At 45.2% G+C, this 26,297-nt stretch carries 21 protein-coding genes, 1 tRNA gene and 3 pseudogenes; 8 read left to right on the forward strand and 17 right to left on the reverse strand.

Annotated features, from left to right (window positions below):
- Window positions 1-29 precede the first annotated feature (29 nt).
- A complete protein-coding gene (locus tag OGY62_RS06230; protein ID WP_114647523.1) occupies window positions 30-2,552 on the forward strand; it encodes a YeeR family protein in 2,523 nt (840 codons plus the stop codon).
- A 191-nt stretch (window positions 2,553-2,743) separates the two neighbouring features.
- Here OGY62_RS06230 and OGY62_RS06235 read toward each other — a convergent pair.
- A pseudogene (locus tag OGY62_RS06235) lies at window positions 2,744-2,944 on the reverse strand (thioredoxin domain-containing protein); the annotation flags it as partial.
- A gap of 627 nt (window positions 2,945-3,571) precedes the next feature.
- Between OGY62_RS06235 and OGY62_RS06240 the strand changes: the two are divergent.
- Window positions 3,572-4,270 carry a DUF2971 domain-containing protein gene (locus tag OGY62_RS06240; protein WP_286459355.1) on the forward strand — a complete coding sequence of 233 codons (699 nt, stop codon included), beginning with the start codon at window positions 3,572-3,574 and terminating at the stop codon, window positions 4,268-4,270.
- Between the two features lie 178 nt (window positions 4,271-4,448).
- On the opposite strand, the gene OGY62_RS06245 is transcribed toward OGY62_RS06240, so the two are convergent.
- A complete protein-coding gene (locus OGY62_RS06245; protein ID WP_181821206.1) occupies window positions 4,449-5,489 on the reverse strand; it encodes an Ntn hydrolase family protein in 1,041 nt (346 codons plus the stop codon).
- Between the two features lie 253 nt (window positions 5,490-5,742).
- Between OGY62_RS06245 and OGY62_RS06250 the strand changes: the two are divergent.
- The 4 genes and pseudogenes from OGY62_RS06250 to OGY62_RS06265 form a co-directional block, all read left to right on the forward strand.
- Window positions 5,743-5,838: pseudogene (locus tag OGY62_RS06250) on the forward strand (alpha/beta hydrolase); the annotation flags it as partial.
- 397 nt (window positions 5,839-6,235) lie between these two features.
- Window positions 6,236-6,943, forward strand: coding sequence for a hypothetical protein (locus OGY62_RS06255; RefSeq protein ID WP_147273963.1), 708 nt, complete (start codon window positions 6,236-6,238; stop codon window positions 6,941-6,943).
- A complete protein-coding gene (locus OGY62_RS06260; RefSeq protein ID WP_060571118.1) occupies window positions 6,940-7,521 on the forward strand; it encodes a hypothetical protein in 582 nt (193 codons plus the stop codon). Before OGY62_RS06255 ends, OGY62_RS06260 begins: the two co-directional genes overlap by 4 nt.
- Window positions 7,522-7,842: 321 nt before the next feature.
- The gene (locus OGY62_RS06265; RefSeq protein WP_286459360.1) at window positions 7,843-8,685 is read left to right on the forward strand and encodes a hypothetical protein; all 843 of its coding nucleotides are present in this window, start codon (window positions 7,843-7,845) and stop codon (window positions 8,683-8,685) included.
- A gap of 277 nt (window positions 8,686-8,962) precedes the next feature.
- Here the strand turns inward: OGY62_RS06265 and OGY62_RS06270 are convergent, their stop codons facing one another.
- The 12 genes and pseudogenes from OGY62_RS06270 to proB all read right to left on the reverse strand — a co-directional run bounded on the left by OGY62_RS06270 (window position 8,963) and on the right by proB (window position 20,869).
- A complete protein-coding gene (locus OGY62_RS06270; RefSeq protein WP_286459362.1) occupies window positions 8,963-9,535 on the reverse strand; it encodes a hypothetical protein in 573 nt (190 codons plus the stop codon).
- A gap of 321 nt (window positions 9,536-9,856) precedes the next feature.
- Complete coding sequence (locus OGY62_RS06275; RefSeq protein WP_286459364.1) at window positions 9,857-10,987, reverse strand: RES family NAD+ phosphorylase; 1,131 nt, start codon at window positions 10,985-10,987, stop codon at window positions 9,857-9,859.
- A gap of 304 nt (window positions 10,988-11,291) precedes the next feature.
- A complete protein-coding gene (gene arsC / locus OGY62_RS06280; RefSeq protein WP_114647528.1) occupies window positions 11,292-11,717 on the reverse strand; it encodes a glutaredoxin-dependent arsenate reductase in 426 nt (141 codons plus the stop codon).
- A gap of 12 nt (window positions 11,718-11,729) precedes the next feature.
- The gene (arsB, locus tag OGY62_RS06285; protein ID WP_114647529.1) at window positions 11,730-13,019 is read right to left on the reverse strand and encodes an arsenite efflux transporter membrane subunit ArsB; all 1,290 of its coding nucleotides are present in this window, start codon (window positions 13,017-13,019) and stop codon (window positions 11,730-11,732) included.
- Window positions 13,020-13,099: 80 nt separating this feature from the next.
- A pseudogene (arsD, locus tag OGY62_RS06290) lies at window positions 13,100-13,327 on the reverse strand (arsenite efflux transporter metallochaperone ArsD); the annotation flags it as partial.
- Window positions 13,328-13,374: 47 nt separating this feature from the next.
- Complete coding sequence (gene arsR, locus OGY62_RS06295; protein WP_286459369.1) at window positions 13,375-13,725, reverse strand: As(III)-sensing metalloregulatory transcriptional repressor ArsR; 351 nt, start codon at window positions 13,723-13,725, stop codon at window positions 13,375-13,377.
- Window positions 13,726-13,855: 130 nt separating this feature from the next.
- The gene (locus tag OGY62_RS06300; RefSeq protein ID WP_112001144.1) at window positions 13,856-15,619 is read right to left on the reverse strand and encodes a P-loop NTPase family protein; all 1,764 of its coding nucleotides are present in this window, start codon (window positions 15,617-15,619) and stop codon (window positions 13,856-13,858) included.
- Window positions 15,620-15,627: 8 nt separating this feature from the next.
- Window positions 15,628-16,737 (reverse strand): hypothetical protein, encoded by a 1,110-nt coding sequence (locus OGY62_RS06305; protein WP_114647531.1) that lies wholly within the window; start codon window positions 16,735-16,737, stop codon window positions 15,628-15,630.
- A 224-nt stretch (window positions 16,738-16,961) separates the two neighbouring features.
- Window positions 16,962-18,146: a tyrosine-type recombinase/integrase gene (locus OGY62_RS06310; protein ID WP_114647532.1), complete on the reverse strand. Its 1,185-nt coding sequence runs from the start codon at window positions 18,144-18,146 to the stop codon at window positions 16,962-16,964.
- 163 nt (window positions 18,147-18,309) lie between these two features.
- Window positions 18,310-18,385, reverse strand: a tRNA-Thr gene (locus OGY62_RS06315).
- A gap of 115 nt (window positions 18,386-18,500) precedes the next feature.
- The gene (gene proA, locus OGY62_RS06320; protein ID WP_286459372.1) at window positions 18,501-19,754 is read right to left on the reverse strand and encodes a glutamate-5-semialdehyde dehydrogenase; all 1,254 of its coding nucleotides are present in this window, start codon (window positions 19,752-19,754) and stop codon (window positions 18,501-18,503) included.
- Between the two features lie 11 nt (window positions 19,755-19,765).
- Window positions 19,766-20,869, reverse strand: a complete 1,104-nt coding sequence (gene proB, locus OGY62_RS06325; RefSeq protein WP_012133771.1) for a glutamate 5-kinase — start codon at window positions 20,867-20,869, stop codon at window positions 19,766-19,768.
- A gap of 289 nt (window positions 20,870-21,158) precedes the next feature.
- Here proB and phoE point away from each other — a divergent pair, with 289 nt between their 5' ends.
- Window positions 21,159-22,211 (forward strand): phosphoporin PhoE, encoded by a 1,053-nt coding sequence (gene phoE, locus OGY62_RS06330; protein WP_024130644.1) that lies wholly within the window; start codon window positions 21,159-21,161, stop codon window positions 22,209-22,211.
- 104 nt (window positions 22,212-22,315) lie between these two features.
- Here the strand turns inward: phoE and crl are convergent, their stop codons facing one another.
- The 3 genes from crl to gpt all read right to left on the reverse strand — a co-directional run bounded on the left by crl (window position 22,316) and on the right by gpt (window position 24,574).
- Window positions 22,316-22,714 carry a sigma factor-binding protein Crl gene (gene crl / locus OGY62_RS06335; RefSeq protein ID WP_047458752.1) on the reverse strand — a complete coding sequence of 133 codons (399 nt, stop codon included), beginning with the start codon at window positions 22,712-22,714 and terminating at the stop codon, window positions 22,316-22,318.
- Window positions 22,715-22,771: 57 nt separating this feature from the next.
- Window positions 22,772-24,016 (reverse strand): esterase FrsA, encoded by a 1,245-nt coding sequence (gene frsA, locus OGY62_RS06340; protein ID WP_058668603.1) that lies wholly within the window; start codon window positions 24,014-24,016, stop codon window positions 22,772-22,774.
- Window positions 24,017-24,115: 99 nt separating this feature from the next.
- The gene (gpt, locus tag OGY62_RS06345) at window positions 24,116-24,574 is read right to left on the reverse strand and encodes a xanthine phosphoribosyltransferase (protein ID WP_006685917.1); all 459 of its coding nucleotides are present in this window, start codon (window positions 24,572-24,574) and stop codon (window positions 24,116-24,118) included.
- 257 nt (window positions 24,575-24,831) lie between these two features.
- Between gpt and pepD the strand changes: the two genes are divergently transcribed.
- A complete protein-coding gene (pepD, locus tag OGY62_RS06350; protein ID WP_049011679.1) occupies window positions 24,832-26,289 on the forward strand; it encodes a cytosol nonspecific dipeptidase in 1,458 nt (485 codons plus the stop codon).
- Window positions 26,290-26,297 lie beyond the last annotated feature (8 nt).

Genomic DNA, 26,297 nt, shown 5'->3' on the forward strand with positions numbered 1-26,297 from the left:
ATAAAAATTACAGCAAGGATAAAACCACAATGCTACAGATAATTGGTGCGTTAATTTTACTGGTAATCGGTTTTGTTATTATAAAAGCGTTGTTTAAGGCATCTCTCAATATTCTAGGTGTGATATTAGGATTGGGTGCATTGATTGTTGCAGGCCCACCTTTATTGGCGGGCTATATTATAGAGCGCGTAACCTATGCGCTTCACTCACGTTGGCTGCTGGGTGTACCTCTTGCCATAGCAGGAATGGTGATTAGCTTTATGTGGGGACTTGATGGTAAACATATTGCCTACGAAGCTTATTCATTTGATTCAATGAAGTTTATTTTAACCGCTGCATTTGCCAGTGGCCTGCTTGCAGTACCTGTACAAACCAAGGCTATTCTACAAAACGGGCTTATACCAGCCGATATCAATGCCAAACTTAAAGAGTATTATTGCTGTTTTTATACGTCTTACTTTTTGATGGCCTGCTCTGCGGCTACACCGTTTATAGCCTGGCAATATAATATCTCATCTTCACTGATGTGGTGGACAGGATTGCTATACTGGATAGCAGCCTTACTGACACAGTTCTATGCGGCAAACCAAATTCAGGAACTCAAGAAGTTAACTAATGCCATCAATACAGGTTTAAATGAGCAAAAAGCGATCAATAACCAACTTTGGCTGACGGAACTAAAAGAAGGAAGTAACCTCTCAGCAGACTTCGTAGAGACTATCTATCTGAAGTTGGTCTCACAGCATATTTTTCAGGGCGATACTCGAGAGCAGGATCTGGCTGGTGAAAACTGGCTTTTAAATGATGCCTGGTATGAAAGAAAGATGGCTGAATTTAATAAGCAGTTAAACAGTAAAATTGTACATTCATCAGATGAGCTAAAAAGTCTTTTTGGTAATAGGCTGAATTTACCCTCTGCTGCGAATGATGATCTCCTGAACCGTCACCTTGATGGTGGGAACTATTATTCTTTTTCGGATGGTCGAAAATTTGTCTCGTTTCACTATGTCGACGAGCTTTGTACCTGCACTTCATGCGGTTTGAGTGAGATTAAAAGCGCAAAACACCAGGACGGTGGTGGGAGCCAGGAATGGTATTGCTCTGATATTTGCCGGGAAACAGAAAAACTCTGCATTGAAATTCACAAGCGACCACAGGCTGAATTTATTTCCAGTGCAGCAACAAACGGTCTGATTCTCATGACACTCCCGGAAGCCTGGAATACTAACGAAAAAATGTTTGCGGTGGGGGGACAAGGACATGGTTTTGCAGCCGAACGGGGAAATCATCTTACTGACAAAATCCAGCTAAAAGATGCACATATTCTCGGTGATGATAATGCGAAAAATGGTGCAGACAGGCTGGTTAACGGTTCAGAGATTCAGACCAAATACTGTGCAACCGCTGCACGTAGCGTCGGTGCTGGTTTTGACGGACAAAACGGTAATTATCGCTATTATGACAGCAACGGAACCCCAATGCAGTTAGAGGTTCCGAAAGACCAGTATTCGAAAGCGCTTGAAACGATGGAGAACAAAATTCGCGATGGCAAAGTCCCCGGCGTTACCGATCCTGCAGAAGCCACAAAACTTGTGCGTCAGGGACACCTGACTTATAGCCAGGCACAAAATATCACTAAGTTTGGCACGTTCGAATCTATCACTTACGACATTGCGGAAGGGTCTATCATCAGCCTCGCAGCTGGAGGTATCAGCTTCGGTCTGACAGCTTCTATTTTCTACCTCAATACCGGCGATCGTAAGGCTGCGTTGCAAACGGCAGCAATACAGGCAGGTAAAACATTTACCCGCACACTGACAGTTTATGTGACGGTACAGCAATTACACCGTATCAGTGCCGTTCAGGGGTTACTTAAAAATATTGATTTTGCCGCTGCCAGCCCGACAGTTCGTAATGCGCTTCAACAGGGTGTCGGAGCTAACAATCTCAACTCCCTTAACAAGATGATGCGTGGCACACTGGTTACCTCTTTCGCACTGGTCGCCGTGACCACTGGTCCGGATATGATCAAAATGGTGCGAGGTCGTATTTCTGGGGCACAGTTTATAAAAAATCTGGCAGTTACTTCATCTGGTGTGGCTGGGGGTGCAATTGGTTCTATTGCTGGCGGAATGATGCTTAGTCCATTAGGTCCTTTCGGTGCTTTAGCGGGACGCGCAGCTGGTGGCTTGTTAGGCGGTATGATTGCCACAGCGATTTCCAGAAAAATAGCGGGTGCACTGGTTGAAGACGACCGGGTTAAAGTGCTGGCTCTCATCCAGGAACAGGTTACATGGCTTGCAACAAGTTTCATGCTTACAGAACACGAACTTGAAAACCTGAACGCGAATCTGGCAACAGTAATTGACCAAAAAACCCTGGAGGTTATCTTCGCCGCAAAAGAGCAAGACCGAGCAACGGCCAATATGCTGATTAAACCACTTGTAGTAAGTGTGGTTAAGCAACGACCGGTCCTGAGCTATGAACAATCGCAAATCTGCGAAATGGTCGATCAGCTTGATACATCGGTTTCATTATCTGCTGTTGCATAATGAAAGGTATAAATTCATTACCATCGTGATATGGTGCTTCAGACGAAGCAAACTTAAATACCATTAACCCCATGATACTATTGTAAAATCCAGAGAAGACAATGGTAATCATCATAATGAACTGGTTCGAACAGACTTGCGGAAGGGTATGGAGAATTAACAAATAAGGGGGCATTTGCCCCCCTTAATGTTTATTTCAGCCGTTTACCTTCATCATCAACGACTTTCACGCCGTCTTCCCTGGTGAAAGCCACTTTCTGAGCATCTGGAAGGATATCCAGAACAACTTCAGAAGGACGAAACAGTTTGGTTCCCAGCGGCGTCACAACGATTAACTGATCGTCAGTAAATTTCTCATCTGCAAAGCCCAGTTCCTCATAAGGCTCAACACTTTATTCCTTATTTGATAACATTACCCATTAATAGGTCAGGGTTAACTTGTGCTCATCGATTAGCAATATCTAGCTGCATGCGAAGCGTATCCTCCCAAGGAAGGTTATGAATGAATATGGTTTATCTCTCAGTCACTGTATTGACCCGTTCCCCGTTGAACCACACAGATTGTTGTTAGCCACTTCCGCCCCCGAACACGAAGAAACTCACGCTCAGCAAGGTCCATAGTGAGTGAGGAGCGGAAGTTAGTTTTGGGTAACGTCATCGGTGTAGCAGTTACCTTCTACAACGATAAAACAGTATCTATGGATAGCAATAAGGTATCGGTTAAATATATGGTGATTCAGTCTTCATTTTATTATCATGCGATATCTACTCATACTTCTGCGATTAAATCATTGAGAGGCATGAGTGTTGGAAGACAGGCGTTAGCTAAGTCGCGGGAGCCTCTTGAGATAAGCAAGAGGATTTTATATTATAAAGAAGGTTGTGTCTTTGATGGGTAAAGTTTATCACTATTGTGATCTCAATGCACTATTGAGCATTATAAATAATAAGAAACTTTGGATTTCATCGGCTGGAAATCTAAATGATTATACTGAAATAACTTATGCTAAAACTATTTCTTGGATGCTCTGGATTCAAAGAGGAATCCATCTAATAATTATGTTATTGATGAGTTCCTTCTTTGCTTTCAAAACTCATTCCCACATCCTTATATTTGTAGTTTTTCAAAAAACAAAGATCTCTTAAGTCAATGGCGTGCCTATGCTAGTGATGGCTGTGGAGTATCAATTGGTTTTAATACTCAAGCCTTTGGGTTTTCTGACGTCGCCCCAGTTTTGGGTATGTCTGATATTCATTCCATAGGCATCAATGAAGTTTTTTATGATGATATTAAAGTTATCCGTGAGTTTGCTGACCGTATGTCTAATGTTGTAATTGCATCATCTTTTCTTGATGACTCTCATAGATGGATGACCTATAATCATATAACAACTGAGGTCAGAACAAAATGCTTATTTACTAAAAATAAATTCTTTGAAGAAGAGCAAGAAGTGAGAATTGTACACCTTCCCTTTGTTACAGGGAATGAGCGTGGCGAATTTAACTTCTTACATTCAATTTCAAGGCCAAAGCAAAGAGTTACAGGAAATAGAATAACATCGTATTTCGAATATGATTTTTCCTCAAAAGAAAATCTTCTATTTGAAGTTGTTCTTGGCCCTAAATGTGAAATAAATAATTATGAAATTGAGATGTTACTAGCGTCGAATGGCTATCTAAAGATACCCGTATCTAGATCTGGTGCAAGTTACAGGTAATCTTTGTAACTTCCCTCGTTTGTACGAAACAACAGAAACAATGAAGAACTAGCCAAGTCTACAAGAGCATTTAGGTGTTGTCCGCTCCTCCCACGGAACGGACACGTTAACCGGGCTAAAAGTCCGGTGTGAGCGAACAACATAAGTAAGTGGCAATGTTTGAAAGAGGATAGCTAATTCACGCTGTTGCCTGCATAGCCGATACGCTAATGCGCTTTTCGCCCAAAAATGCTTTAAGTTCAGGCCACGTGGTTATTAGTTTATAAGAGTGAATTTCTTCTTCATCACTCACATGACGATCGACAACAATTGGCGGAAGTTCTGTTATTGGCTGTATATTTATTGACTTTTCCCCCTGTTGCAATATATCCCTTATCGAGTTATACAAAAATGGATTATATCGGTTGATATAATCTAATTTTTTCTGGACATCAGGAACTGAGAGCACAGAAAGAAATAATCTGTAATTTTCAGTTTTCATTTCAGTGGGTCCTAAACCTAGGGTGATAAATGCTTCTCTTAAATTCTTGTTTTGTTGCTCACTATAAATCTCGTCAAAGGGTATTTCTGATTCAAAAGAAATCAATGTTCGACTTATACCCAGCTGATTAACTTTTGACGCTTCATTCAGAATTATGTTTTTGAAATTTTTAAGAGTGATAATATCTGGAGCACCTTCAATGTTAGAAAATAATTTTTTGTACTCCGGCGTGGAAATTTCCTTCCCCTCTAAAAAAGAAGATATTGCCTGAAAGGTGCTATTAGTCATTCCACTACCTGATTGAGCAACCCCAGGCAATGCGGTTGAATTCATAGTAAAGTTTGGCGATTTAAATTTCATGCAAAATGGGCGATATAGAAGTCCATCGCCTTCTTGTGAATTCCATAGAAACATTAATTCAAGATAAGGCTTATGGTTCGGATTGATATAATCATAGCAGCACTTAAGAAAACCTATCAATATCTTAGATTGACCATCAATATCAAAGTATTCACCATCCTGAAAGTTTTGATGAATATTTTCCCTCAACAACTCGATGATTTTGAAACCTGACCTAATATCACCACTGAAAGCCACGCATAAATTACTTCCTATTTGGTGTATTTTTTGAATGCAATTAAAATAACGAACTTCCCCGCCAGTCAATGTTATTGTTGCCTGAATATCGGCTACGCAGACAAACCCATTAAAGCAGTTTCCTCCAACCACCCAAGTCATAATATCCATCCTTTTAATTTCAATTCTTTCGAAGCTGAATGATCGTCCAAAACTTTATCGATATCATTTAGTTAATCTTCAATTAACTATATCTGCTATGGCCTATAGAAGCTAATTTTTATTTCCAAGCGTTCAGTGATGTCTTCTCGCAAACAAACGTTACCCGTTGTTGAAATATCGCTCATAGTCCCATTCATCCTGCCTGTGATTATCAATAAGCACAAACTCGTCAACATCCTCCTAACTTTACAGCGATGACCTAACAGATAAACCCATCGCTATGCCCGCGCAGGGCAGCTGGTGCATACGTCTGGCGATGGCTCGTGAGTGGCGTGACGTTGTGAACAAGAGCATGGCTAGGATGTGATACTGCCTGATGTGAGAGTCAAAGTTAAGCCAGTAGCCTCAAATACAAGTAGTTGGCGGAGCAGCTCAGCGTATGCAGCGGCCAGCCCGTGACTGCGTCGGCTTCTCATTACTGAATGATTAATGCTGTCTGACGGGAAAGCACTTTCACCAAAAAGTTTGAACACAGGGCCGGTAAGGTCCGCTCTTTCTAAATGGCTCATTTGCTCCAACGCTTAGTGTAATGTAAAAATCTCCTTCGAAAACAATCATCCTCTCAGAGTAGAGGCCGATAAATCGCTATGGATATAGGTAAACAGCGGTCATAAATATGCCAGCTCCGGCGTGTGGATAAATATACGTGCGGAGCCGCGCTAAAAACTGAGGAGGGGAAGCAGACAGTGAAACTTTATGAGAACGTAGTTATTGGTAATTTCCTGTACGGACTGGGCGTCTCTGTAGGGGCACAGCTTCGCGGGCATGTATTGCCAGCATCTGTCAATCTGCTCCAACAGACGCCTGAGGACAAGGCGCTGGCTGATGTCCTGCTTTCCTTTCCCGGCACCCTACGGCTAATTGAGTTCAAATCTGCGGATAACCGCTCTGGTAAAGAGGCCGCCCGTTTCAGAAAGCTCTCTCACGCGCTAGGAAGTGATGTGAGGCTGAGGCCACTCTCTCACCGAATCCACTGGTATGTTGAAACAACGCCTGACGTTCAGGTGGGTGTGAAAACCTACTTTTCGAGCTATCTCATCGCCCTCTCTCGGTCCCCCCGTCAGGCTGAGCCCCTGAACCTTGAGAACTTTATTGCACAGACAACCCGTAGCATCTTTTCGACTCAGGTTAATGCCGAAGATCCGGTTGCCGTCAGTGACTACCTGAAACTGGTCAGGTGGTGCCAGGGCGTGGACGCAGAGAGCTACGCGGGCGCGCTTATCGTCGTTTGTGACGGCAGCGGTAATCTGAGGTATGCAGAGCTGAAGAATATGATGGAGCTTTCGATGACACATGAGAAATGGCTCCTGTACAGGCATGAAGTAGATCGCCAGCCAAAGCTGGAGAGAGAGCAATCATTAGACCACGACAGAGGGATTGAGCTGAGCCTATGAAAAACACAAATTCCGTCAGTGAACACGACATACGCCTCTTTTTTGAGGCCGCAGACAGGCTCCTTCAGGCCGCACAGCAGCAGGGAAAAACAGCAGACAGGGCAACGTCAGCACTGATTCATTCCGCAACATCTCATGAAAAACAGATGAGAGAGGTCAGAGATGATGTTATCAGTGCCGTTACAGCAATGGCCGACTCAACGGCTCAGAGGTCTGCACGACTTCTGGCGGACCATTTCCGCGAAGCCGATCGAGCCGCAGACGGTGCAACTAACCGCTATGAACGAGCCTGCAGGTCTCTTGGTTGGCGAAGCTGGCTCTGGTTTCTGGCTGCACAGGGGGTTCTGTGCAGTGTGGTCATTGTGCTTATCCTGACGCTTGTTCCCTCACTGGATGAGATACACGAGCGACGCTCAACGCTGGCGCAGCTACATAAGGAGACTGAGGGCTTCCCGTTATACTGGGGAAATTGCAACGTTGACGGCAAAGTCACCCGGTGTTTCCGGACGGATGATAAGGCAGGAAATTTTACGTCTGAAGATGGCAGCACCTGGCACGTTCCATGGCAGAAACCTTAGGCCAGGCAGGGCTTGGGATAAACGCATCGGTACCCTGCCTGCAAAAGACTCCAGGCCCGACAGAATTTCTCAGTGCCATCGCCTGAATTTTCGGAGATGAGAGTGCGACGTCAAAAAAAGAGAAAAAGCCCCCACAGGTTTCCCTATGGGGACTTCACTCAGGTGCGGCTGCTGTGAGCGAAGATCGGACATTTAATTAACTGGATTACCAGGGACTTCATACATACTGCTTTTTCATTTTGGTTGACTTGAAGGCACAGATTATTCAAGCTTCGAAGCTAATAATTATCATAAAGATGATTGAATCGGGAGTTTTCAGTAATGGAAAGACATCGCCCACACGGTAGGGCCGTAACCACATTAGAATCAGATGTACTTAAACTTCGAGCACTAGAAATGGTGTTAGTGCTTTTCTATGTGGAAAATCTGAAAGATTCTATTATCAGCTCTGTCAAGGTTACAAAACGCCTAAGAAAAATTCTTGATAGCAAGAAACCCACAACAAGTGACAAAGAGCAAATTAGTTTTAAAGAAGCACATGAATTACTCATTTTAGAAGGAGTCATCACACAAGAAGAAAGCTTACAACTGAGAGAGATTATTGACTACCGTAATACTATAGGCCATGAGATCCACAGAATAACCATAGATGTTGGATCTTACTCTAATCTCGCAAAGTATGACCTCCCTAACGGACATAAAATAGCCAAATATAATTCCTCAGCAGTGCAACACATACAAGATCTTAGAAACAAGGTTGAAAGAAGAATGATGGAACAATCATTTTGTTTTGAGTTCTCCTTCGACACCTTGGCATTTAATGCCGCAGAGCAAACATACCTTAAAGAGATTAAACGATTAAAGAAAAAAGTTAACGATGGGGTTGATAGATTGAATGTTACTATAGAAACTACAAATAAAATAATAAACAATATACCTCGTGAGGTTATGGATACTATACAACCAGGACATCCGAAAAACACTAAAATGAATGGTGCATTCAGTCCGGAAGGCATGAAAGGAATGTTCATGCTTTATGATGCAAAAGCAACTCCACTGGCCGCTGCCTATATAATGAAGATATCATACCGCACAGCTTCAAAATGGTATAAAAAATGGAGTGAAAATCGGGAAAAGCATAAAATAACGTTAATGAAAACTTAAAACCAATACTAACTAAACTTCAAATGCAATATATTTATTATCTAATATCGCAAATACCCCATTGTTTGAAATCACCTATTAGAATTCCCGTAATAGCTTCACACTAGTTTGCGTTTTTCACTAAAATTATTAATGGGCCGATATGCTTATAATGTCCGCTTCTGGCACAGAGCTGCCCGTCAGATTAGATTTAGCTCTATGGCGTAACAGTGCCAAATCAAGTCTGAGCTAATACAACTAATAATAGCATTGACATTTATTTAATTCAGTTGTCAGCTTATTTTTTATACCACTCGTAAATCTCAGCATAGAAATGAGCTATCCATTCTTCGTAATCATTGATATGATTAACTAACCCACGAATATCAGCTACATCAAAAATAGTATAAGCAACAGTTTGTGGATCGATTTTTTTATTGAGAATCTTTTTATAATCTAGGGCATCCCCTGTAAAAAAAATCATTCCATCTTCATTAGGTATTTTCTTTGCAGCCCAATGTGCAAAAATATTTCTATAATCTCTACGATATTTTATTTCTTTCAGTTTAGCGATAACATCATCAACTTTAGAAGATTCAACAAGATTTACCTTCACTAAATCGATTAATTTATCTAAAATATATGGAACACTCACTTTTTTATTTGTTTTTATTGTAATAACCCCCTCTGATACAAGTTTATTAAACAATCTATGTATATTCAGCTCTATAAAACAATACATTTGTATATATTTACCCAAGAGCATAAAATCATCGTTTGTTAGATTCCAAAACTCATGTGCTTGATGTTTATTTGCTTCTTTCTCTAAATATTCTGATCTTTCATTCCTGAATTCAATCGGTAATGCCATTATAAACTCCCTGTTTTACCCTAGAATACTTAGGTATGAGTATCATTCATCAAAGAACCCATGCATTTCTTTTTACTAAAAGTCCTCGCCAAAAATATATATGTCAATAAAAACCACAGATATTTATGATCAGCTTCGCAATAATTTCTTTCTGGGTCCGTTTCTGGCACAGAGCGGACAAGTTACCTGAGCGGAAGGTCCGCTGTGAGCGAGAAGTGGAAGCCTCAAATTTTCTTACCCCGAGTAACTCTGCCCAGCATTCGTATATCATCAAATCATAATTTGCGGGAGGAGGGATTGAACAGACCAGTTGTTTAAGAGTTATGAATTTTCCATAATGGTCATGAACTCATGCATGTAGTAATCCATAAATTTTTGGAATTCATCGAATTTTAACTCTCCAGATTCGACTAGTTTAAACTTGTCTTTATACTGTTTCGCCAGCAATCTGAGAGCCTTCATATCCAATCCTTTATTATCACTCATTGGCCCAAATGAAAACTCATACGAAATAAAGTTTAGATTAATTTTATTTGTGGATGTCATTGATATTTTTCTATCCTTGACTGGCTGACCGAATAAAATAATGTTCTTCAGATCGTCCTTATGTGCCTGCTTAAAGAAGCTGGTTGTAGTGAAACCATCATAACCGCGATTTTTAATTTCATTTGCAAGTTCCTGACATAATAGATACTCAGATTCTCCACTATAAATTATCTTCCTAATAAAGATATCGATACTTTCGAAAGGTGTAGAAGGTAACTCGGTTATGTCTGTAATATCAAGCAATCGAAGTTCTTTTTTTACTTGGAAAGTTGCGAGAGCTATCCAATCAGTCAGAGCTACACGTATCTCATGCAAGCAAGTTTCAATCTCAAACGCACCATAAAAAACTTTTTCTCCAGATTTATTAAAACGTCCCTCCGTTGGATTGGGATTTGAATCAAATTCATTTTCAAGTGCCGGTGGTAGTGAGTTTCCTTTTCTCGCTCTAAAAATCATTGAGCCAGGTTCAAGTTTTACACTTTTACATGCACTTATTATTTCCTCCCAAATCTCTTTGCGTCTACACCCACTAACTCCGTCAATAACTAACTCTTGATAGTTTGTGGTTGCCCCTATTTTATAAAGCGGAGGGCCATAATGGTAAAGAGGTAAAGGCTTATATTGACTTAGCAGTTCAATGTCATGGTCTAGTTCTGATTCAAAAGTGAGTTCATTTATTCCTATAGTTTTAATGTTATACACAGGCGCATTTCCTCCTAAACTCGGTGGAATTGAACCATTCACAAAAAACTCATGAACAAGTTGGTCTACATTATCCTCATTAAGAAATCCACCAGTATGGCCGCAGGTGTCGAAAAAACGTTTGTCATTTGGGTCTCTTAGTTTTTCAGCTAAAAACCTCAAGCCTGCGTTTTTGATGCATGAAGTGCAAATAAATTTTTCCATTTATAATGACCATAAAATGGGGAGGGGGAGTGATTATTTTAAATGCACTCAGGACGTTAAGCAAGAGTAAGGTATACATCCTACGGGTAAGGGGGATAAGCAGTTTGGATCAGTATCTATCAAGGTATTTTGAAAAATCACAAGCAATGACAGAGACTCGGCTTCCCTTTAAATAAATAGTGTTACTAGCAACGTCCGCTCCTGGCACAAAGCGGACCGCCTGAAGCGTTGCGAGGTCTGCTATGAGCGAAAGGTGGACACCCGCATAGCGTTAACAGGCGTCCGATATTTTAAAGTGGGCAGATTACTTAACACGCTTCCCCGTTTCGCCAATGACTTTCTCACCATCCTCTTTGGTAAATGCTCCTTTCTGACCTTCCGGAATGATATCCAGAACCAACTCCGAAGGACGGCAAAGTTTAGTTCCCAGTGGCGTCACTACGATCGGACGGTTGATCAGAATTGGATGCTGCAGCATAAAGTCGATGAGCTGGTCGTCAGTAAATTTATCTTCTGCAAGACCCAGTTCCTCGTACGGCTCGACGTTCTTACGCAGCAAAGCACGGACGGAAATGCCCATATCCGCAATGAGTTTGACCAGCTCATCGCGTGAAGGTGGAGTCTCAAGGTAAAGAATAACGGTCGGCTCAATACCGCTGTTGCGGATCATCTCCAGCGTATTACGCGACGTGCCGCAGGCTGGGTTGTGATAAATGGTGATGTTGCTCATATCAGTATCTCATTACAAAGTGAAAGAGAGACGTAGCGCCAGCGCGGCCAGCGTTACAAACAGCACAGGCAGAGTCATGACGATCCCGGTGCGGAAATAGTATCCCCAGGTGATGGTCATGTTCTTCTGTGAAAGGACATGCAGCCAGAGCAGCGTTGCCAGGCTACCAATAGGTGTAATTTTCGGTCCCAGATCGCAACCAATCACGTTGGCATAAATCATCGCCTCTTTGATAACACCTGTTGCGGTGCTGCCATCAATAGAGAGAGCGCCAACCAGCACGGTAGGCATGTTGTTCATGATGGAAGACAGGAAAGCCGTCAGGAAGCCAGTACCAAAGGTCGCGGCCCAAAGACCTTTATTTGCCAGCACGTTCAGTACGCCAGAGAGATACTCTGTTAGACCGGCGTTACGCAGGCCATAGACCACCAGATACATCCCCAGAGAGAAGATGACGATCTGCCATGGTGCACCGCGAAGCACTTTGCCAGTGTTAATGGCATGGCCTCGTTTCGCCACCGCAAACAGAATGACAGCCCCTACAGCCGCAATCGCGCTGACCGGGATACCCAACGGCTCAAGGACGAAAAAACCAACCAGAAGAAGGATCAACACTATCCAGCCAGTTCTGAAGGTTGCCAGATCTTTAATCGCCTTTGCCGGTGCTTTCAGGAGAGCCAGGTCGTAAGTCGGTGGAATATCTTTGCGGAAGAACAGATGCAGCATCACCAGCGTGGCGATAATAGCGGCAATATCCACCGGCACCATTACCGACGCATACTCAGTGAAGCCCAGTCCAAAGAAGTCCGCCGAGACTATATTCACCAGGTTCGACACGATAAGCGGCAGGCTGGCCGTATCGGCAATAAAACCGGCAGCCATGACGAATGCCAGCGTGGTGCCTTTGCTGAACCCTAATGCCAACAGCATGGCGATGACTATCGGCGTCAGAATAAGTGCCGCACCATCGTTGGCAAACAGTGCCGCCACCGCCGCACCGAGCAGAACGATATACGTAAAGAGCAAACGTCCACGACCGCTACCCCAGCGGGAAACGTGCAGCGCTGCCCATTCGAAAAAACCGGACTCATCAAGCAGCAGGCTGATAATAATTACGGCAATAAAGGTCGCCGTCGCGTTCCAGACGATATTCCACACAACAGGGATATCAGCAAAATGGACTACGCCAGAGATCAACGCCAGTACTGCGCCAAGTGTCGCACTCCAGCCGATCCCTAATCCCTTCGGTTGCCAGATAACCAAAACAATGGTCAGGACAAAAATAGCGCCTGCCAGTAACATAAAACCTCCTGACAGGGCGACTTTGTCGCCCTGTGTATACAAAAAATATTAAACGGCCAGCTCTATTAGTTTCTCGATGCCAGTACGGGTAGCGGAAGCCCTTCTGCTCCAGATGCTTCGAGGAATGCTTTCGCGTTCTGAACAAAGCTCATGGGCTGCTGCGCAAGGTTGTAACATTCAACCTGTACGCCACGTCCTTTCAGCCATTGCACATCAGCAGAAAAATCGACCAGAACCTGATCGACATCTGAACCACAAACGCCGGTACTGCAGCACATCGCCGGATCAAACACCGTTAACGTTTTCATCTTTAACACATCACATTCGTAAAACCATATATGTACAGGCAAATTTTTTAGATACAAACAGCCTTACCTCTGCCAGAGCAGTTGGCTGATGCCAGCTTTCGGGCGATGGCTTGTACGTCGTCCTGTTGGCTTAACCAGGCCTGCTCAATCACCTGAGCAGCCCAGGAAGGAATATGCGGAGATAAGCGGTAATGAACCCATTTCCCCTGCTTGCGATCCAGCAATAGGCCACTTTCCCGAAGCATTGCCAGATGGCGGGAGATCTTGGGCTGTGACTGTTCTAGCGCAGTGCAAAGGTCACACACGCACAACTCTCCCATCTCTCTAAGCAGCAACACGATGCCCAAACGGGTTTCATCGGAGAGGTTTTTGAAGAGTTGTAATGCTGTAAAAATCATAGTCGTTCCCCACCTATCTGGCTCTATGATACTCGGCGAAAGATTCCTTGCAAGATCATATGCGGTAAATCAAATGTATAGCATAAATAGCGAACGCACAAGTTTGTGCGTTCGCTATTAACTAAAGGAATCATTCAGTAAGCCGACAAGTATCGACAAAAATATCGAGGTTTAAATCCAAAGGTTTTGATAAAAATGTTCTCTCATGCTTCCCATCACCAATAAAGAATAAATTCGTACCATCAGGGAAGTATCGATTTTTAATATCTTTAACCTTGGCTCTTCGGAATGCACTTATCTCTTTACCATCTTTCAAGAGGTTATCTTCAGCATACTCAGACATTGATATAAATGATTGAGTATCAGTCGGAAGATTTTTTCCCACAAACGACAGTATGAGATCAAAATTTCTGTCATCGATATCTTCCTTAAGAATTGCGTCAAGCATAAATGGAAGTCGATGTATATTGTCTGTTTTTCTTATTACAGAATTTAATGCAAAATGATATGACATTACAGTTTTATGAAGCTCAACCCCTTGAAAAGGAAATGAATTTATTTTATAAAGATCTGTATATCTAGGTTCTGTTACATTGAACAACTGCATATCATTAAGATATTTTTTAAATATATCCTTGAAATCTTTTTCTTTGTTAAACCGCTCGACAAAAAGAGACTGCTCCTCTCCCATCCCATCAATTAATCCTTTAATTTCATCAGACCTTTTTGTATGTTCTTCTATCTCTTCATGAATATTGCCTAACAGACGTATGTTTGCTTTATTATCGATCCATGTGTTAACAGATAAATTTTGTGATTTTTTCTCAAGAAAATATGAATACTTTGAAGATATATCAATTTCTAACTTTTTAATCTTCGCAAGTGAACTATTAATATCAGACTGTATTTTTTGTATTTTATTATTTATTTGCTCCGATAGTTTATCAGTATCATTGATGTTTTGATAATAACCATATAACCCTTCTAAGGAATAAGGAAGTATTTGCGTACATGCAGGACAACGATCAATATTGTTATAGTTTTGGTTTTTAATATTTCTTTTAGTTCTTCTTAGTATCTTGACATGATTTTTAGTTAAGGATAACTTATTACACAAACTAGTATATACATCACGTTCTTCGTCTAATGATGCTACTAATTTTATATAACCATCTATATACTTCTGAGCCTCATCACCGAACTCTTCATCCAGTAATTTAGAAACAACAAAGTGAGGCTCGGCACTATATTTATTCAATGAGGAGATCTTCGACTGAAGTTGTGCCCGCTCTTTTGTTAATTTATAAAAATATTCTTTATCAAAAGAATTTTCTATACCAAGATAATAATCAAGATACGTGTCTTTAAAGTCTTTATAAAAACCAAGATTAGAGAATGACTCTCTTAAATAAACCCACCCTACAGATTGAGAAATATAATAAGGCAGGAACATGCATTCTATCGATGCTTTTTTTAGCTCGCCCTTCTGTTCTAAAAGCATGTTAAAATCAAATAATTGAGATAACATCTCCTTAAGCTTCACATGTTCAACTCGACCATCAGAGTCAATTCCATGAAAACTAAAAACATTTCCCCCATCCTCTTTTAAATATATGCTACCAAGTTCTCTTACTATTATATATTTTTTATCTACGCCTCCTTTAGTGATGCTGAAATCCAATCTGAATGTAGGGTTGTATCGAATAATTTCGCTCAAGCCATCTTTAACATCGTTAATTCCAAAGGTAAATAAAATACTCTGTATTAAAGTACTTTTACCTGAGGTATTACACCCACTTATTATGTTTATTTTATTTGAAAACTTTTGGTCGAAATATAAATTATGACTTTCAGAGACAACAAACAATCTATCAAACTTTATAATTGTCTTCATGGTTTACCTTAATCGTAGCACTCAACGTATGAACACAGAACTGCAAAAAATGTATCAATATTATCTAGGTTTATAGAATGAGATTTTCTAACATTATCAACATATGCAGTTAATGCGTCTTGAAGAGAAAAATATTGAGTTGTGTAATCATTATTTCTAACAAAGTCTTTAATAATTTGATAATCGTAATTACTCATATCCTTGAGTAGTTCAAAAGAGTTAAGTATATAGTTTTCATGATTTTTCTGTATGCTAAGTGGTATTCTGAATTTCATTGAGAATTGCTGTGCTTCGGCACGCCAATAGTCGAATGCCTTTTGCTTTGAATCAATTATATTCATAACTTTCTTAACTTCTTCGCCTTCAACCCTTTTTGTTGGATCGAGTAGACATATTTCCTGTCCTTGATTATATACAGTTTCCACATTCCTAAATAGAGCAAGTATTACCTCGATGGCTGCTTTCGAGTCAGCTATATGAGAAAACTTTCTAGACATAAGCCCAATAAGCGATTCTTTTTGTTTTGCAGCCGTTCTTGGAAAATCTACCCACTGAATTTTTAGGTTACTTAGTTCTTTACGATGGAAAACAGAAGATTCTTCATTACAAATATCTGTAACTTTATTTTCAATTTTATTCTGAATGTTTTTATGTAACTCATCATAAGCACAGATAGAGTTTTGCTCATTAATCCTTAATATCTGCTCAGTAATACCTTCTTTTTTTAACGCCTTTGACGGTGAGTATTTTAATTCTATTTCTGTATTTGATATAAATGTTAGCTGGTGTTTATAATCTTCACTTTTTTCAAAAGCATCATTTCTTAAGTTTTCGCCCACCAATAGTATTTTAGATACCATCTCAGAAAACCTAGAGTCGATAGTCCATATTTTCCCGCTAAGTTTCTTTGCTTGATAGGCATGTATCTCGTTTATATAACTTAAGCAATCAGTTTTATAACAAAATAGAAAATCATCGTGATGTTCTATACAAATAAAGAATTCTTTATTGATAAAAGAATTGAAATTATCTAACAAAAGATACAATGCACAGTTTCTTTGAAACTCAAAACCTGTTAACGCATCAACCCCGGCGTTTGCCGCTTTATTTTTAGCCACCCTGCTCTCCTACAACAGCTAAAAATTTCCATCGTCATCCAGTGATGGATGCGGATGCAAATTAAACCATTTAAGGCGATGTGTATCACGAAAATCAAAAAAAATAAATTTGTAAGATCATTTTTAGTGATCTAATACACTGTTTTATGTACTGTTTTTTTATACAGTTGAAAGATAGCACCTCTAGGGAAAACTTTAAAAACTTGTTTTCCCTATTTACAGGCTTATATAACCTTAGTTAAAGATGCTTCAATATAATCCGCATACCACTGCATCATCTCCCTCCTTCCTTCCAGATACAACGCATGGTTATACGTTCCACGTATCGCGTTCTTATCGACATGCGCAAGCTGGGTTTCAATCCATGCCGTGTTGAACCCTTCCTCATGCAAAATCGTACTCATCGTGTGGCGGAAACCATGCCCCGTTACCTTCCCCGTATATCCAATCCGCTTGAACACCTGATTTATACTCGCTTCGCTCATCGTTTTGCGGGGATCATTCCTCCCAGGAAACATCAGAGGATATTGCCCAGACATCACTTTGAGCTGCTGTACGATCTTTAGTGCTTGGGTAGAGAGGGGGACAAGATGAGGCCTTTTCATCTTCATTCGATCGGCTGGAATTTCCCACACCGCTTTCTCAAGATCAAACTCACTCCAGAAAGCACCTCGAAGCTCGCCGGTACGAACTCCCGTAAGGATCAGCAGACGTGCGGCAAGCACAACCAGCGGGCTTCCTGTATAGCTGGATAGAGCTTTAAAGAAGTCTGGTAATTCTTCAACAGTCAGGAAGGGATAATGCTTCGATTCATGCCCTGACATCGCGCTGGTTAGATCCGCTGCAGGATTGTATTCCGCACGACCGGTAACTATGGCGTAGCGAAAGACTTCACTGCAGCGCTGGCGAACCTTCTTAGCCTTCTCTGTCGCGCCACGGCTTTCCATACGACGCAGCACATTCAGCAGAACCAGTGGTTTGATTTCATTCACCGGCAGTTGGCCGATATAGGGGAAAATATCTTTATTGAAGGCTTCGATGATGTCGGAGGCATAGCCTTCTGACCATCTGCTCACCTTCGTACCGTGCCACTCAAGCGCCACAGACTGGAACGTGTTATTGAGCTGCACATCGCGAACCAGCTTTTCTTCTTTCTTGGCAAACGATGGATCGATACCCTCGGCCAGTTTTTTCTTGGCTTCATCACGCAGTGCTCTCGCTTGTGCAAGGGACACTGCCGGATAGACCCCAAAAGCCATACGCTTCTCTTTTCCATTGAAGCGATATTTCATCCGCCAGTATCGGGAACCTGAGGGAACGACTTCAAGATACAAACCAGCACCATCTGCCAGCTTATAGGCTTTCTCTCTGGGTTTAGCTGCATCTACCTGTCGCGCATTTAGCTTCATTGGGGGCATCTCCCTGGACCGAACACAGAATGCCCCCACTTATGCCCCCAACTGTGACTTGATTCCGGTTGAGTCCAGTTGATAACAGGAGATAAAATACGGGCCAGAAACCGCAGTATACGGGCTTTAAGTTGATTTCGGTAGACTTGGGAAGAGTTTGAAATGGTGCCGATAATAGGAGTCGAACCTACGACCTTCGCATTACGAATGCGCTGCTCTACCAACTGAGCTATATCGGCCCTGAAAGGACATGACCACGAGTGTGAATCACGGGGTAGAAGGTTAAAACTAACCGGGTGATGCGTCAATAGCCTTGTGAATCAAGTGGCTGATTTTGCATCACTCCGGTTTTAATTACGCACGAATGGTATCGTCACCGATGCCGATCCACTTGTAGGTGGTCAGCGCTTCCAGCCCCATTGGGCCGCGTGCGTGTAATTTTTGCGTGCTGACAGCCACTTCCGCGCCCAGGCCAAATTGTCCGCCATCGGTAAATCGGGTAGAAGCATTGACGTAAACGGCGGACGAATCCACTTCATTCACAAAACGATCGGCGTTGTGCAGAGTGCGCGTCAGGATCGCATCAGAATGTTGAGTGCCGTGTTCACGAATATGCGCAATTGCGTCATCCAGGCCGGCCACGATTTTCACGTTCAGATCCAACGACAGGAACTCGTCGTCATACTCTTCGGCTTTCACCGCTACCACGTTCGCCGGGCCTGATTTCAGTTGGGCCAGCGCCGCATCGTCAGCATGCAGCGTGACGCCGCTTTCCGCCATTTGCTTGCTCAGCGCAGGCAGAAAACGCGCAGCGATATCCTGATGCACCAGCAGCGTTTCCACCGTGTTGCAGGTACTCGGACGCTGGGTTTTCGCATTGACGATGATCTTCAGCGCCGGTTCGATCTCCGCGCTGTCGTCAACAAAGATATGGCATACGCCAATCCCGCCGGTGATCACCGGGATCGTCGACTGCTCACGGCACAGCTTGTGCAGGCCCGCGCCGCCACGAGGGATCAGCATGTCGATGTATTTATCCATACGCAGCATTTCATTGACCAGCGCGCGATCCGGGCTGTCGATCGCCTGAACTGCGCCAGCAGGTAAGCCGCAGGCTTCCAGCGCTTGCTGAATCACCGCAATCGTTGCCGCATTGGTGCGATATGTCTCTTTACCGCCGCGCAGAATCGCCGCGTTGCCGGTTTTCAGGCACAACGAGGCGACGTCAACGGTCACATTGGGACGCGCTTCGTAAATCACGCCAATGACGCCCAGCGGAACACGACGACGTTCCAGACGCAGCCCGCTGTCCAGCAGACCGCCATCAATCACCTGTCCGACCGGGTCGGCCAGGTTACACACCTGACGGACGTCATCGGCAATCGCTTTCAGGCGCGCCGGCGTCAATGCCAGACGATCCAGCATCGCTTCGCTGAGGCCGTTTTCGCGCGCCTCGGCAACGTCCTGGGCGTTAGCGCTCAGGATGCTTTCAGTTTGCGCTTCCAGTTCGTCCGCTATTTTTTCCAGTACGCGATTCTTCTCGCGGCTGGAGAGTAGCGCCAGTTTGTAGGACGCCGCTTTGGCAGCAATGCCCATTTGTTCCAGCATACGTCGGCTCCTTAACGGGTAATCATGTCATCGCGATGGACAGCGACCGGGCCATATTCATAGCCAAGAATCGCGTCAATCTGCTGAGAGTGGTGACCAGCAATACGGCGCAGCGCGTCGCTGTTATAACGGGTGACGCCGTGGGCGATATCGCGCCCTTCCTGGTTACGGATGCGGATCACTTCACCACGCGAGAAGTTACCTGTCACGCTTTTAATGCCTTTTGGCAATAATGAGCTACCGCGTTCCAGAATCGCAGATGTCGCCCCTTCATCCACAGTGATTTCACCGGCAGGCGGCGCGCCAAAGATCCAGCGTTTGCGGTTTTCCAGCGGGGAGGCTTGCGCATGGAAACGGGTTCCCGCAGAAATGCCTGCCATAACATCGCCAATCACGCCCGGCTTGCTGCCCGCTGCGATGATGGTGTCGATTCCGGCACGACAGGCAACGTCGGCAGCCTGCAATTTCGTGCCCATTCCCCCGGTTCCCAGGCCAGAGACGCTGTCGCCCGCAATCGCACGCAGCGCATCATCAATGCCGTACACGTCTTTAATCAGTTCAGCCTGCGGGTTGGTTCGCGGATCGGCGGTAAACAACCCTTGCTGATCGGTCAGTAACAACAATTTGTCGGCGCCCGCCAGAATGGCGGCCAGCGCGGAAAGATTGTCGTTATCGCCCACTTTTATTTCAGCGGTCGCCACGGCATCGTTTTCATTGATGACAGGGACAATATTGTTGTCCAGCAGCGCACGCAGGGTGTCACGCGCGTTCAGGAAGCGCTCTCTGTCTTCCATATCCGCACGCGTCAGCAGCATCTGCCCGATGTGAATACCGTAGATAGAGAATAGCTGTTCCCAAAGCTGAATCAGACGACTCTGCCCCACCGCCGCCAACAGTTGTTTAGACGCTATGGTCGCCGGGAGTTCCGGGTAGCCAAGATGCTCACGCCCGGCGGCGATAGCGCCCGACGTGACGATCACAATACGATGGCCTGCGGCATGTAGCTGCGCGCATTGACGAACAAGTTCTACGATATGGGCACGGTTCAGGCGGCGCGATCCGCCCGTTAGCACACTGGTGCCGAGTTTTACCACCAGCGTCTGGCTGTCACTCATGATTCTCTGCCATTCAAAATAGGGGAAAATGATATCAAACGAACGTTTTAGCAGGACTGGCCCCGGTTGCCAACAACCAGAGCACAAAGCATGAAATTTTGTTGCGCAGGATCAGCAAGCGTAGCGGCAGTTTCTGACAATTTTATTACCGCAATAATAAATCATCCTTTTTTAAAAATATTCTTAATTTGTCATAAAACCTTCATTGCAGAGCGTTAAAAACCATCCTGTTTTTCACGGGGATCACTCCCAGCGAATATTAGCGCGTAATTTTAAATCAGGAATGAAAATGAAAAAGAGCACTCTGGCATTAGTGGTGATGGGTATTGTTGCATCGGCATCCGTGCAGGCAGCAGAAGTGTATAACAAAAACAGTAATAAACTGGACGTGTATGGCAAAGTAAAAGCGATGCACTACATCAGTGATGATGACAGCAAAGATGGCGACCAGACTTATATCCGCTTTGGCTTTAAAGGCGAAACGCAGATTAACGATCAGCTGACCGGTTACGGTCGCTGGGAAGCTGAGTTCGCCGGTAACAAAACAGAAAGTGAAGGCGGTCAGAAAACCCGTCTGGCTTTTGCGGGTCTGAAGCTGAACGATTTCGGTTCGTTAGATTATGGTCGTAACCTGGGCGCCCTGTACGACGTTGCCGCGTGGACGGATATGTTCCCTGAATTCGGTGGCGACGGCCTTGCACAGACCGACAACTTTATGACCAAACGTGCCAGTGGCCTGGCAACTTACCGTAACACCGATTTCTTCGGCGTTATCGATGGTCTGAACTTAACCCTGCAATATCAGGGTAAAAACGAAAACCGCGACGTCAAAAAGCAGAATGGCGACGGTTTCGGCACATCTCTGAGCTATGACTTCGGCGGCAGCGACTTCGCCATCATCGGCGCATACGCCAATTCAGACCGCACCAATGAGCAGAACCTGCAATCTCGCGGACAAGGTAAAAACGCGGAAGGTTGGGCGACGGGTCTGAAATATGACGCCAATAACATTTACCTGGCGACTATCTATTCTGAAACCCGCAACATGGCGCCTATTTCCGGTGGTTTCGCCAATAAAGCGCAAAACTTCGAAGCGGTTGCCCAGTATCAGTTTGATTTCGGTCTGCGTCCTTCCCTGGGCTATGTTCAGTCTAAAGGCAAAGATATTGAAGGTATCGGTGATGAAGATATCGTGAAATATATCGATGTGGGCGCAACATATTATTTCAATAAAAATATGTCCGCGTTCGTTGATTATAAAATCAACCAGATTGACGATGATAACAAGCTGGGCGTAAGCAGCGATGATATCGTCGCGATTGGTATGACGTACCAGTTCTGATTGTCTTAATTTGCCGGATGACGACGCTCAGGCGTCTTATCCGGCCTACTCTTTTGCACTGTTGCAGGCCGGATAAGCGTAGCGTCATCCGGCACTATTCTATGTTACGCCGTTAACTTCACCGGTTCTTTGAAGTTATCGGCGGGTTCCAGCGCCAGATTCAGCGAAGTCAGCAGTGCACGCAATTTTTCATGAAACTCGCGCAGGGTGTACTCCAGGCGTTCAACCACCTCGGTCTCTTTAATCGGCACGGCGGTCCAGTTACCTTCTTTGTCAAACAGGCCAAACTGGTAGCTGTAAGTAAAGCGTTTTTCCTGCGCTTCCAGTTCCATCCACCAGCCCCAGAATTCACGTTTCTCAGGCGCTGGCTTCACGTTGACGCAAACAGCCAGGCAATCGAAAAAAAAACGATTATCTTCGCACTGCCCTTCGCGTATATACGGGCCAAGCGCAGTGAATTTCTTGATCAATCTACTTTTCGGGTGTCCACTCGGTAACGTCATTGCGATCTCCTTTGGTGAAGCAACTGTTTTACCAAAACAATAAAATTTAGCAATCCATTAACACAATCTGTGATTGATCCAACCGGTAATTTCTTTCAGCGCAGTGTCAAAATTGCGATACACCGGATTAAACGGAATCTCCATCAGCTTACCGTCGGAAGATGACGAGGTGATGAGCCGGGACTCCTCTTCCGGGCTAAACGGATCGTTTTTCCAGAAGCCAGATAACATCGGCGTTGGGCAGCGTCTGCCAAGCAACCCCTGCACCTTCAGTGAATAACGATTTAGCTCAACGCGCAGCGCTTCATCTGACGCATCATGCATCCCCAGACGGCTTGCCAGCACGTCAAGATACATTTCCGGCACCGTCCCCTGACGTTGTGAATCGCTTAACAACGCATGGACCACCGGCCCCAGACAGGCTACCGCTTTCAGTCGCGGCGCTTCCAGGTAGGCCAGACGTACCGCAACGTTAGCGCCAAAACGAAAACCAAACGCCGCCACCCGGGTATGATCAACCCACGGCACCCCAGGCAGCGCTTTCAACACATGCTGATGCAGCAGACTGGAGTCCTGGGTGAGTTTCCATTTTGACGAGAATCCAACCGACGGCATGTCCAGCGTCAGCATCGCCATACCGCGCGGCGCGAAGTAACGTTCGAACAGGGTGTAATAGTCCGTTTGCATGGAGTCCAGGCCGCCGCACATCAGTACGGTCGGGAACGGGCCATCCCCTTTCGGCATATGCAAAAACGCAGTGACAGGCGCGCCGCCGGGGATCGCAAACGCCATTTCACGCAGCGAGCCCGGCAAGCGTTGCGCGGCCTCTTCATACGCGCGGTTCGCCAGGGCCTGCGCCTGCTCCGCCAGCTCATCCCCTTTAAGATGTGGGTAAGCCGCAATGTTGTAGAGCGAGGAAGCGTGCAGCCAGTGACGCCCGCTGCGCTGTGGGTCTGTTTCCTGGCAGGCTTTCTGCTGCCATTCCATCGCCTGTTTCGACCATTCAAAGATCCAGTTACCGCCACGGTAGCCAATCACCGTGTCGTACAGCTCTTTGTCGGTTCGCTCGGCTTCGCTCATTACGATACGCGCCTGCACATCAAGGATTTCTCGCGGATCGATACCGCGCCAGATCCACATCAGACGGTTGATCATGCGATACCAGTGCGGCACGTTTTTACCATCCAGAGTGGACTGCACGGACGGCTGCGTTCCGTGATTGAAGCGCCGGACAAGCGTCGACGTTTCAGGATGTTTGAAGCGGGGTTTAAACAGGGTTTCGCTGAGGTTAGCCTGTGACATTCGTGCAGCCTCCAAGGGTACTTACTGAGGCCTATTGTAACGTGTGTGCGGCTAAAAAAAACAACGCCCGGCATTGCCAGGCGTTGAAAATTTCAGTGATTAGCGACCAGAGATTGGCGGGACGAATACCACGCCCATATCCCACGGCTGCTCAATCCAGGTGTCCTGCGGGATATCAATCACATAATCATCCACCAGCGGGCGGCCAGCCGGTTTAGCGAAGATAGTGACGAAATGAGCTTTAGGATACATTTCGCGGATAGCAACAGCAGTGCCGCCGGTATCGACCAGATCGTCGATCACGATGAAACCTTCACCATCGCCTTCCGCACGTTTCAGCACTTTCAGTTCGCGCTGGTTGTCGTGGTCGTAGCTGGAGATGCAAACGGTATCGACATGGCGAATACCCAACTCACGCGCCAGCAATGCGCCCGGTACCAGACCACCACGGCTGACGGCAATAATGCCTTTCCATTGTTCAGAAGGCATCAGGCGGCTTGCCAGTTTGCGTGCGTGAATCTGCAACATGTCCCAGGTGACGACGTATTTTTCGCTCATGTGAAGTGTCCCAGCCTGTTTATCTACGGCTTAAAAATTGAGGGTGAACCAGGTTGCGCGAGATTATAGAGACCTGACGCGCTAAAAACCAGTGTTTCGCGGAATCCAGCCCTCTTTTTACGTGCTTTATACTACCCGAAGACCAGGAAAGTGGTATTCTCAATCGCATCTCGCAAGCCCGACTTGTGGTGACAATCAATCTGCTAACCCTGTGGCCTGCAAGAAAGTTTTGCAGGACATCGTCAAGGAGACTTATCGTGTCTGAACTGTCTCAATTATCTCCACAACCGCTGTGGGATATTTTTGCAAAAATCTGTTCTATTCCTCATCCGTCCTACCATGAAGAGCAGCTCGCTGAACACATTATGGGCTGGGCCAAAGAGAAAGGTTTCCACGCTGAGCGCGATCGGGTCGGTAATATCCTGATTCGTAAACCTGCCACCGCAGGTATGGAAAACCGCAAGCCAGTGGTTTTGCAGGCGCACCTGGATATGGTTCCGCAGAAAAACAACGACACCGTACACGACTTCACCAAAGATCCGATCCAGCCTTATATTGACGGCGAGTGGGTAAAAGCCCGCGGCACCACGCTGGGCGCGGATAACGGCATTGGTATGGCTTCCGCGCTGGCCGTTCTGGCTGACGACAACGTCGCGCACGGCCCGCTGGAAGTGCTGCTGACCATGACGGAAGAAGCCGGTATGGACGGCGCATTCGGCCTTCAGCCAGGCTGGCTACAGGCCGATATTCTGATCAATACCGACTCCGAAGAAGAAGGTGAGATCTACATGGGCTGTGCAGGCGGTATCGATTTTACCTCTAACCTACCGCTGTCCCGTGAAGCCATTCCGGCGGGCTTCCAGAGCTTTAAACTGACGCTGAAAGGCCTGAAAGGCGGCCACTCCGGCGGCGAAATCCACGTCGGTCTCGGCAATGCCAACAAGCTGCTGGTGCGCTTCCTGGCGGATCATGCTGAAGAACTGGGTCTGCGTCTGGTTGATTTCAACGGCGGTACGCTGCGTAACGCTATCCCGCGTGAAGCCTTCGCCACCGTTGCTGTAGCGGCAGATAACGTCGATGCGCTGAAAACGCGGGTGAACGCTTATCAGGAGATCCTGAAAAACGAGCTGGCAGAGAAAGAGAAGAATCTGGTGGTTCTGCTGGAAGCAGCCGCTAACGACAAAGCGGCGCTGACTGCCTCGTCCCGCGATGGCTTTATCCGTCTGCTGAACGCCACGCCAAACGGCGTGATTCGCAATTCCGACGTAGCGAAAGGCGTGGTTGAGACGTCCCTGAACGTGGGCGTTGTGACCATGACCGACAACAACGTGGAAATCCACTGCCTGATCCGCTCGCTGATCGACAGCGGTAAAGACTACGTGGTGAGCATGCTGGATTCACTGGGTAAACTGGCCGGCGCGAAAACCGAAGCAAAAGGCGGCTATCCGGGCTGGCAGCCAGATGCGAACTCGCCGGTAATGCACCTGGTGCGTGAAACTTACCAGCGTCTGTTCAATAAGACGCCGAACATCCAGATTATTCACGCGGGTCTGGAATGCGGTCTGTTCAAAAAACCGTACCCGGATATGGACATGGTCTCTATCGGGCCAACCATTACCGGCCCGCACTCTCCAGATGAGCAGGTTCATATCGAAAGCGTCGGTCACTACTGGCGGCTTCTGACTGAACTGCTGAAGTCTATTCCGGCGAAGTAAAATTCTGC

It is taken from the genome of Citrobacter sp. CK198, from assembly GCF_030333295.1.
Taxonomy (GTDB): Bacteria; Pseudomonadota; Gammaproteobacteria; order Enterobacterales; family Enterobacteriaceae; genus Citrobacter_B; species Citrobacter_B koseri.

What these genes read in the sequence shown, in the direction of transcription:
- OGY62_RS06275 (WP_286459364.1), bottom strand. Translation starts at nt 10,987, where the DNA reads ATGGAAAAATTTATTTGCACTTCATGCATCAAAAACGCAGGCTTGAGG.
- arsC (WP_114647528.1), bottom strand. Translation starts at nt 11,717, where the DNA reads ATGAGCAACATCACCATTTATCACAACCCAGCCTGCGGCACGTCGCGT.
- phoE (WP_024130644.1), top strand. Translation starts at nt 21,159, where the DNA reads ATGAAAAAGAGCACTCTGGCATTAGTGGTGATGGGTATTGTTGCATCG.
- OGY62_RS06260 (WP_060571118.1), top strand. Translation starts at nt 6,940, where the DNA reads ATGAAAAACACAAATTCCGTCAGTGAACACGACATACGCCTCTTTTTT.
- arsB (WP_114647529.1), bottom strand. Translation starts at nt 13,019, where the DNA reads ATGTTACTGGCAGGCGCTATTTTTGTCCTGACCATTGTTTTGGTTATC.
- OGY62_RS06265 (WP_286459360.1), top strand. Translation starts at nt 7,843, where the DNA reads ATGGAAAGACATCGCCCACACGGTAGGGCCGTAACCACATTAGAATCA.
- OGY62_RS06245 (WP_181821206.1), bottom strand. Translation starts at nt 5,489, where the DNA reads ATGACTTGGGTGGTTGGAGGAAACTGCTTTAATGGGTTTGTCTGCGTA.
- OGY62_RS06300 (WP_112001144.1), bottom strand. Translation starts at nt 15,619, where the DNA reads ATGAAGACAATTATAAAGTTTGATAGATTGTTTGTTGTCTCTGAAAGT.
- crl (WP_047458752.1), bottom strand. Translation starts at nt 22,714, where the DNA reads ATGACGTTACCGAGTGGACACCCGAAAAGTAGATTGATCAAGAAATTC.
- OGY62_RS06230 (WP_114647523.1), top strand. Translation starts at nt 30, where the DNA reads ATGCTACAGATAATTGGTGCGTTAATTTTACTGGTAATCGGTTTTGTT.
- arsR (WP_286459369.1), bottom strand. Translation starts at nt 13,725, where the DNA reads ATGATTTTTACAGCATTACAACTCTTCAAAAACCTCTCCGATGAAACC.
- OGY62_RS06310 (WP_114647532.1), bottom strand. Translation starts at nt 18,146, where the DNA reads ATGAAGCTAAATGCGCGACAGGTAGATGCAGCTAAACCCAGAGAGAAA.
- proB (WP_012133771.1), bottom strand. Translation starts at nt 20,869, where the DNA reads ATGAGTGACAGCCAGACGCTGGTGGTAAAACTCGGCACCAGTGTGCTA.
- OGY62_RS06270 (WP_286459362.1), bottom strand. Translation starts at nt 9,535, where the DNA reads ATGGCATTACCGATTGAATTCAGGAATGAAAGATCAGAATATTTAGAG.
- proA (WP_286459372.1), bottom strand. Translation starts at nt 19,754, where the DNA reads ATGCTGGAACAAATGGGCATTGCTGCCAAAGCGGCGTCCTACAAACTG.
- frsA (WP_058668603.1), bottom strand. Translation starts at nt 24,016, where the DNA reads ATGTCACAGGCTAACCTCAGCGAAACCCTGTTTAAACCCCGCTTCAAA.
- gpt (WP_006685917.1), bottom strand. Translation starts at nt 24,574, where the DNA reads ATGAGCGAAAAATACGTCGTCACCTGGGACATGTTGCAGATTCACGCA.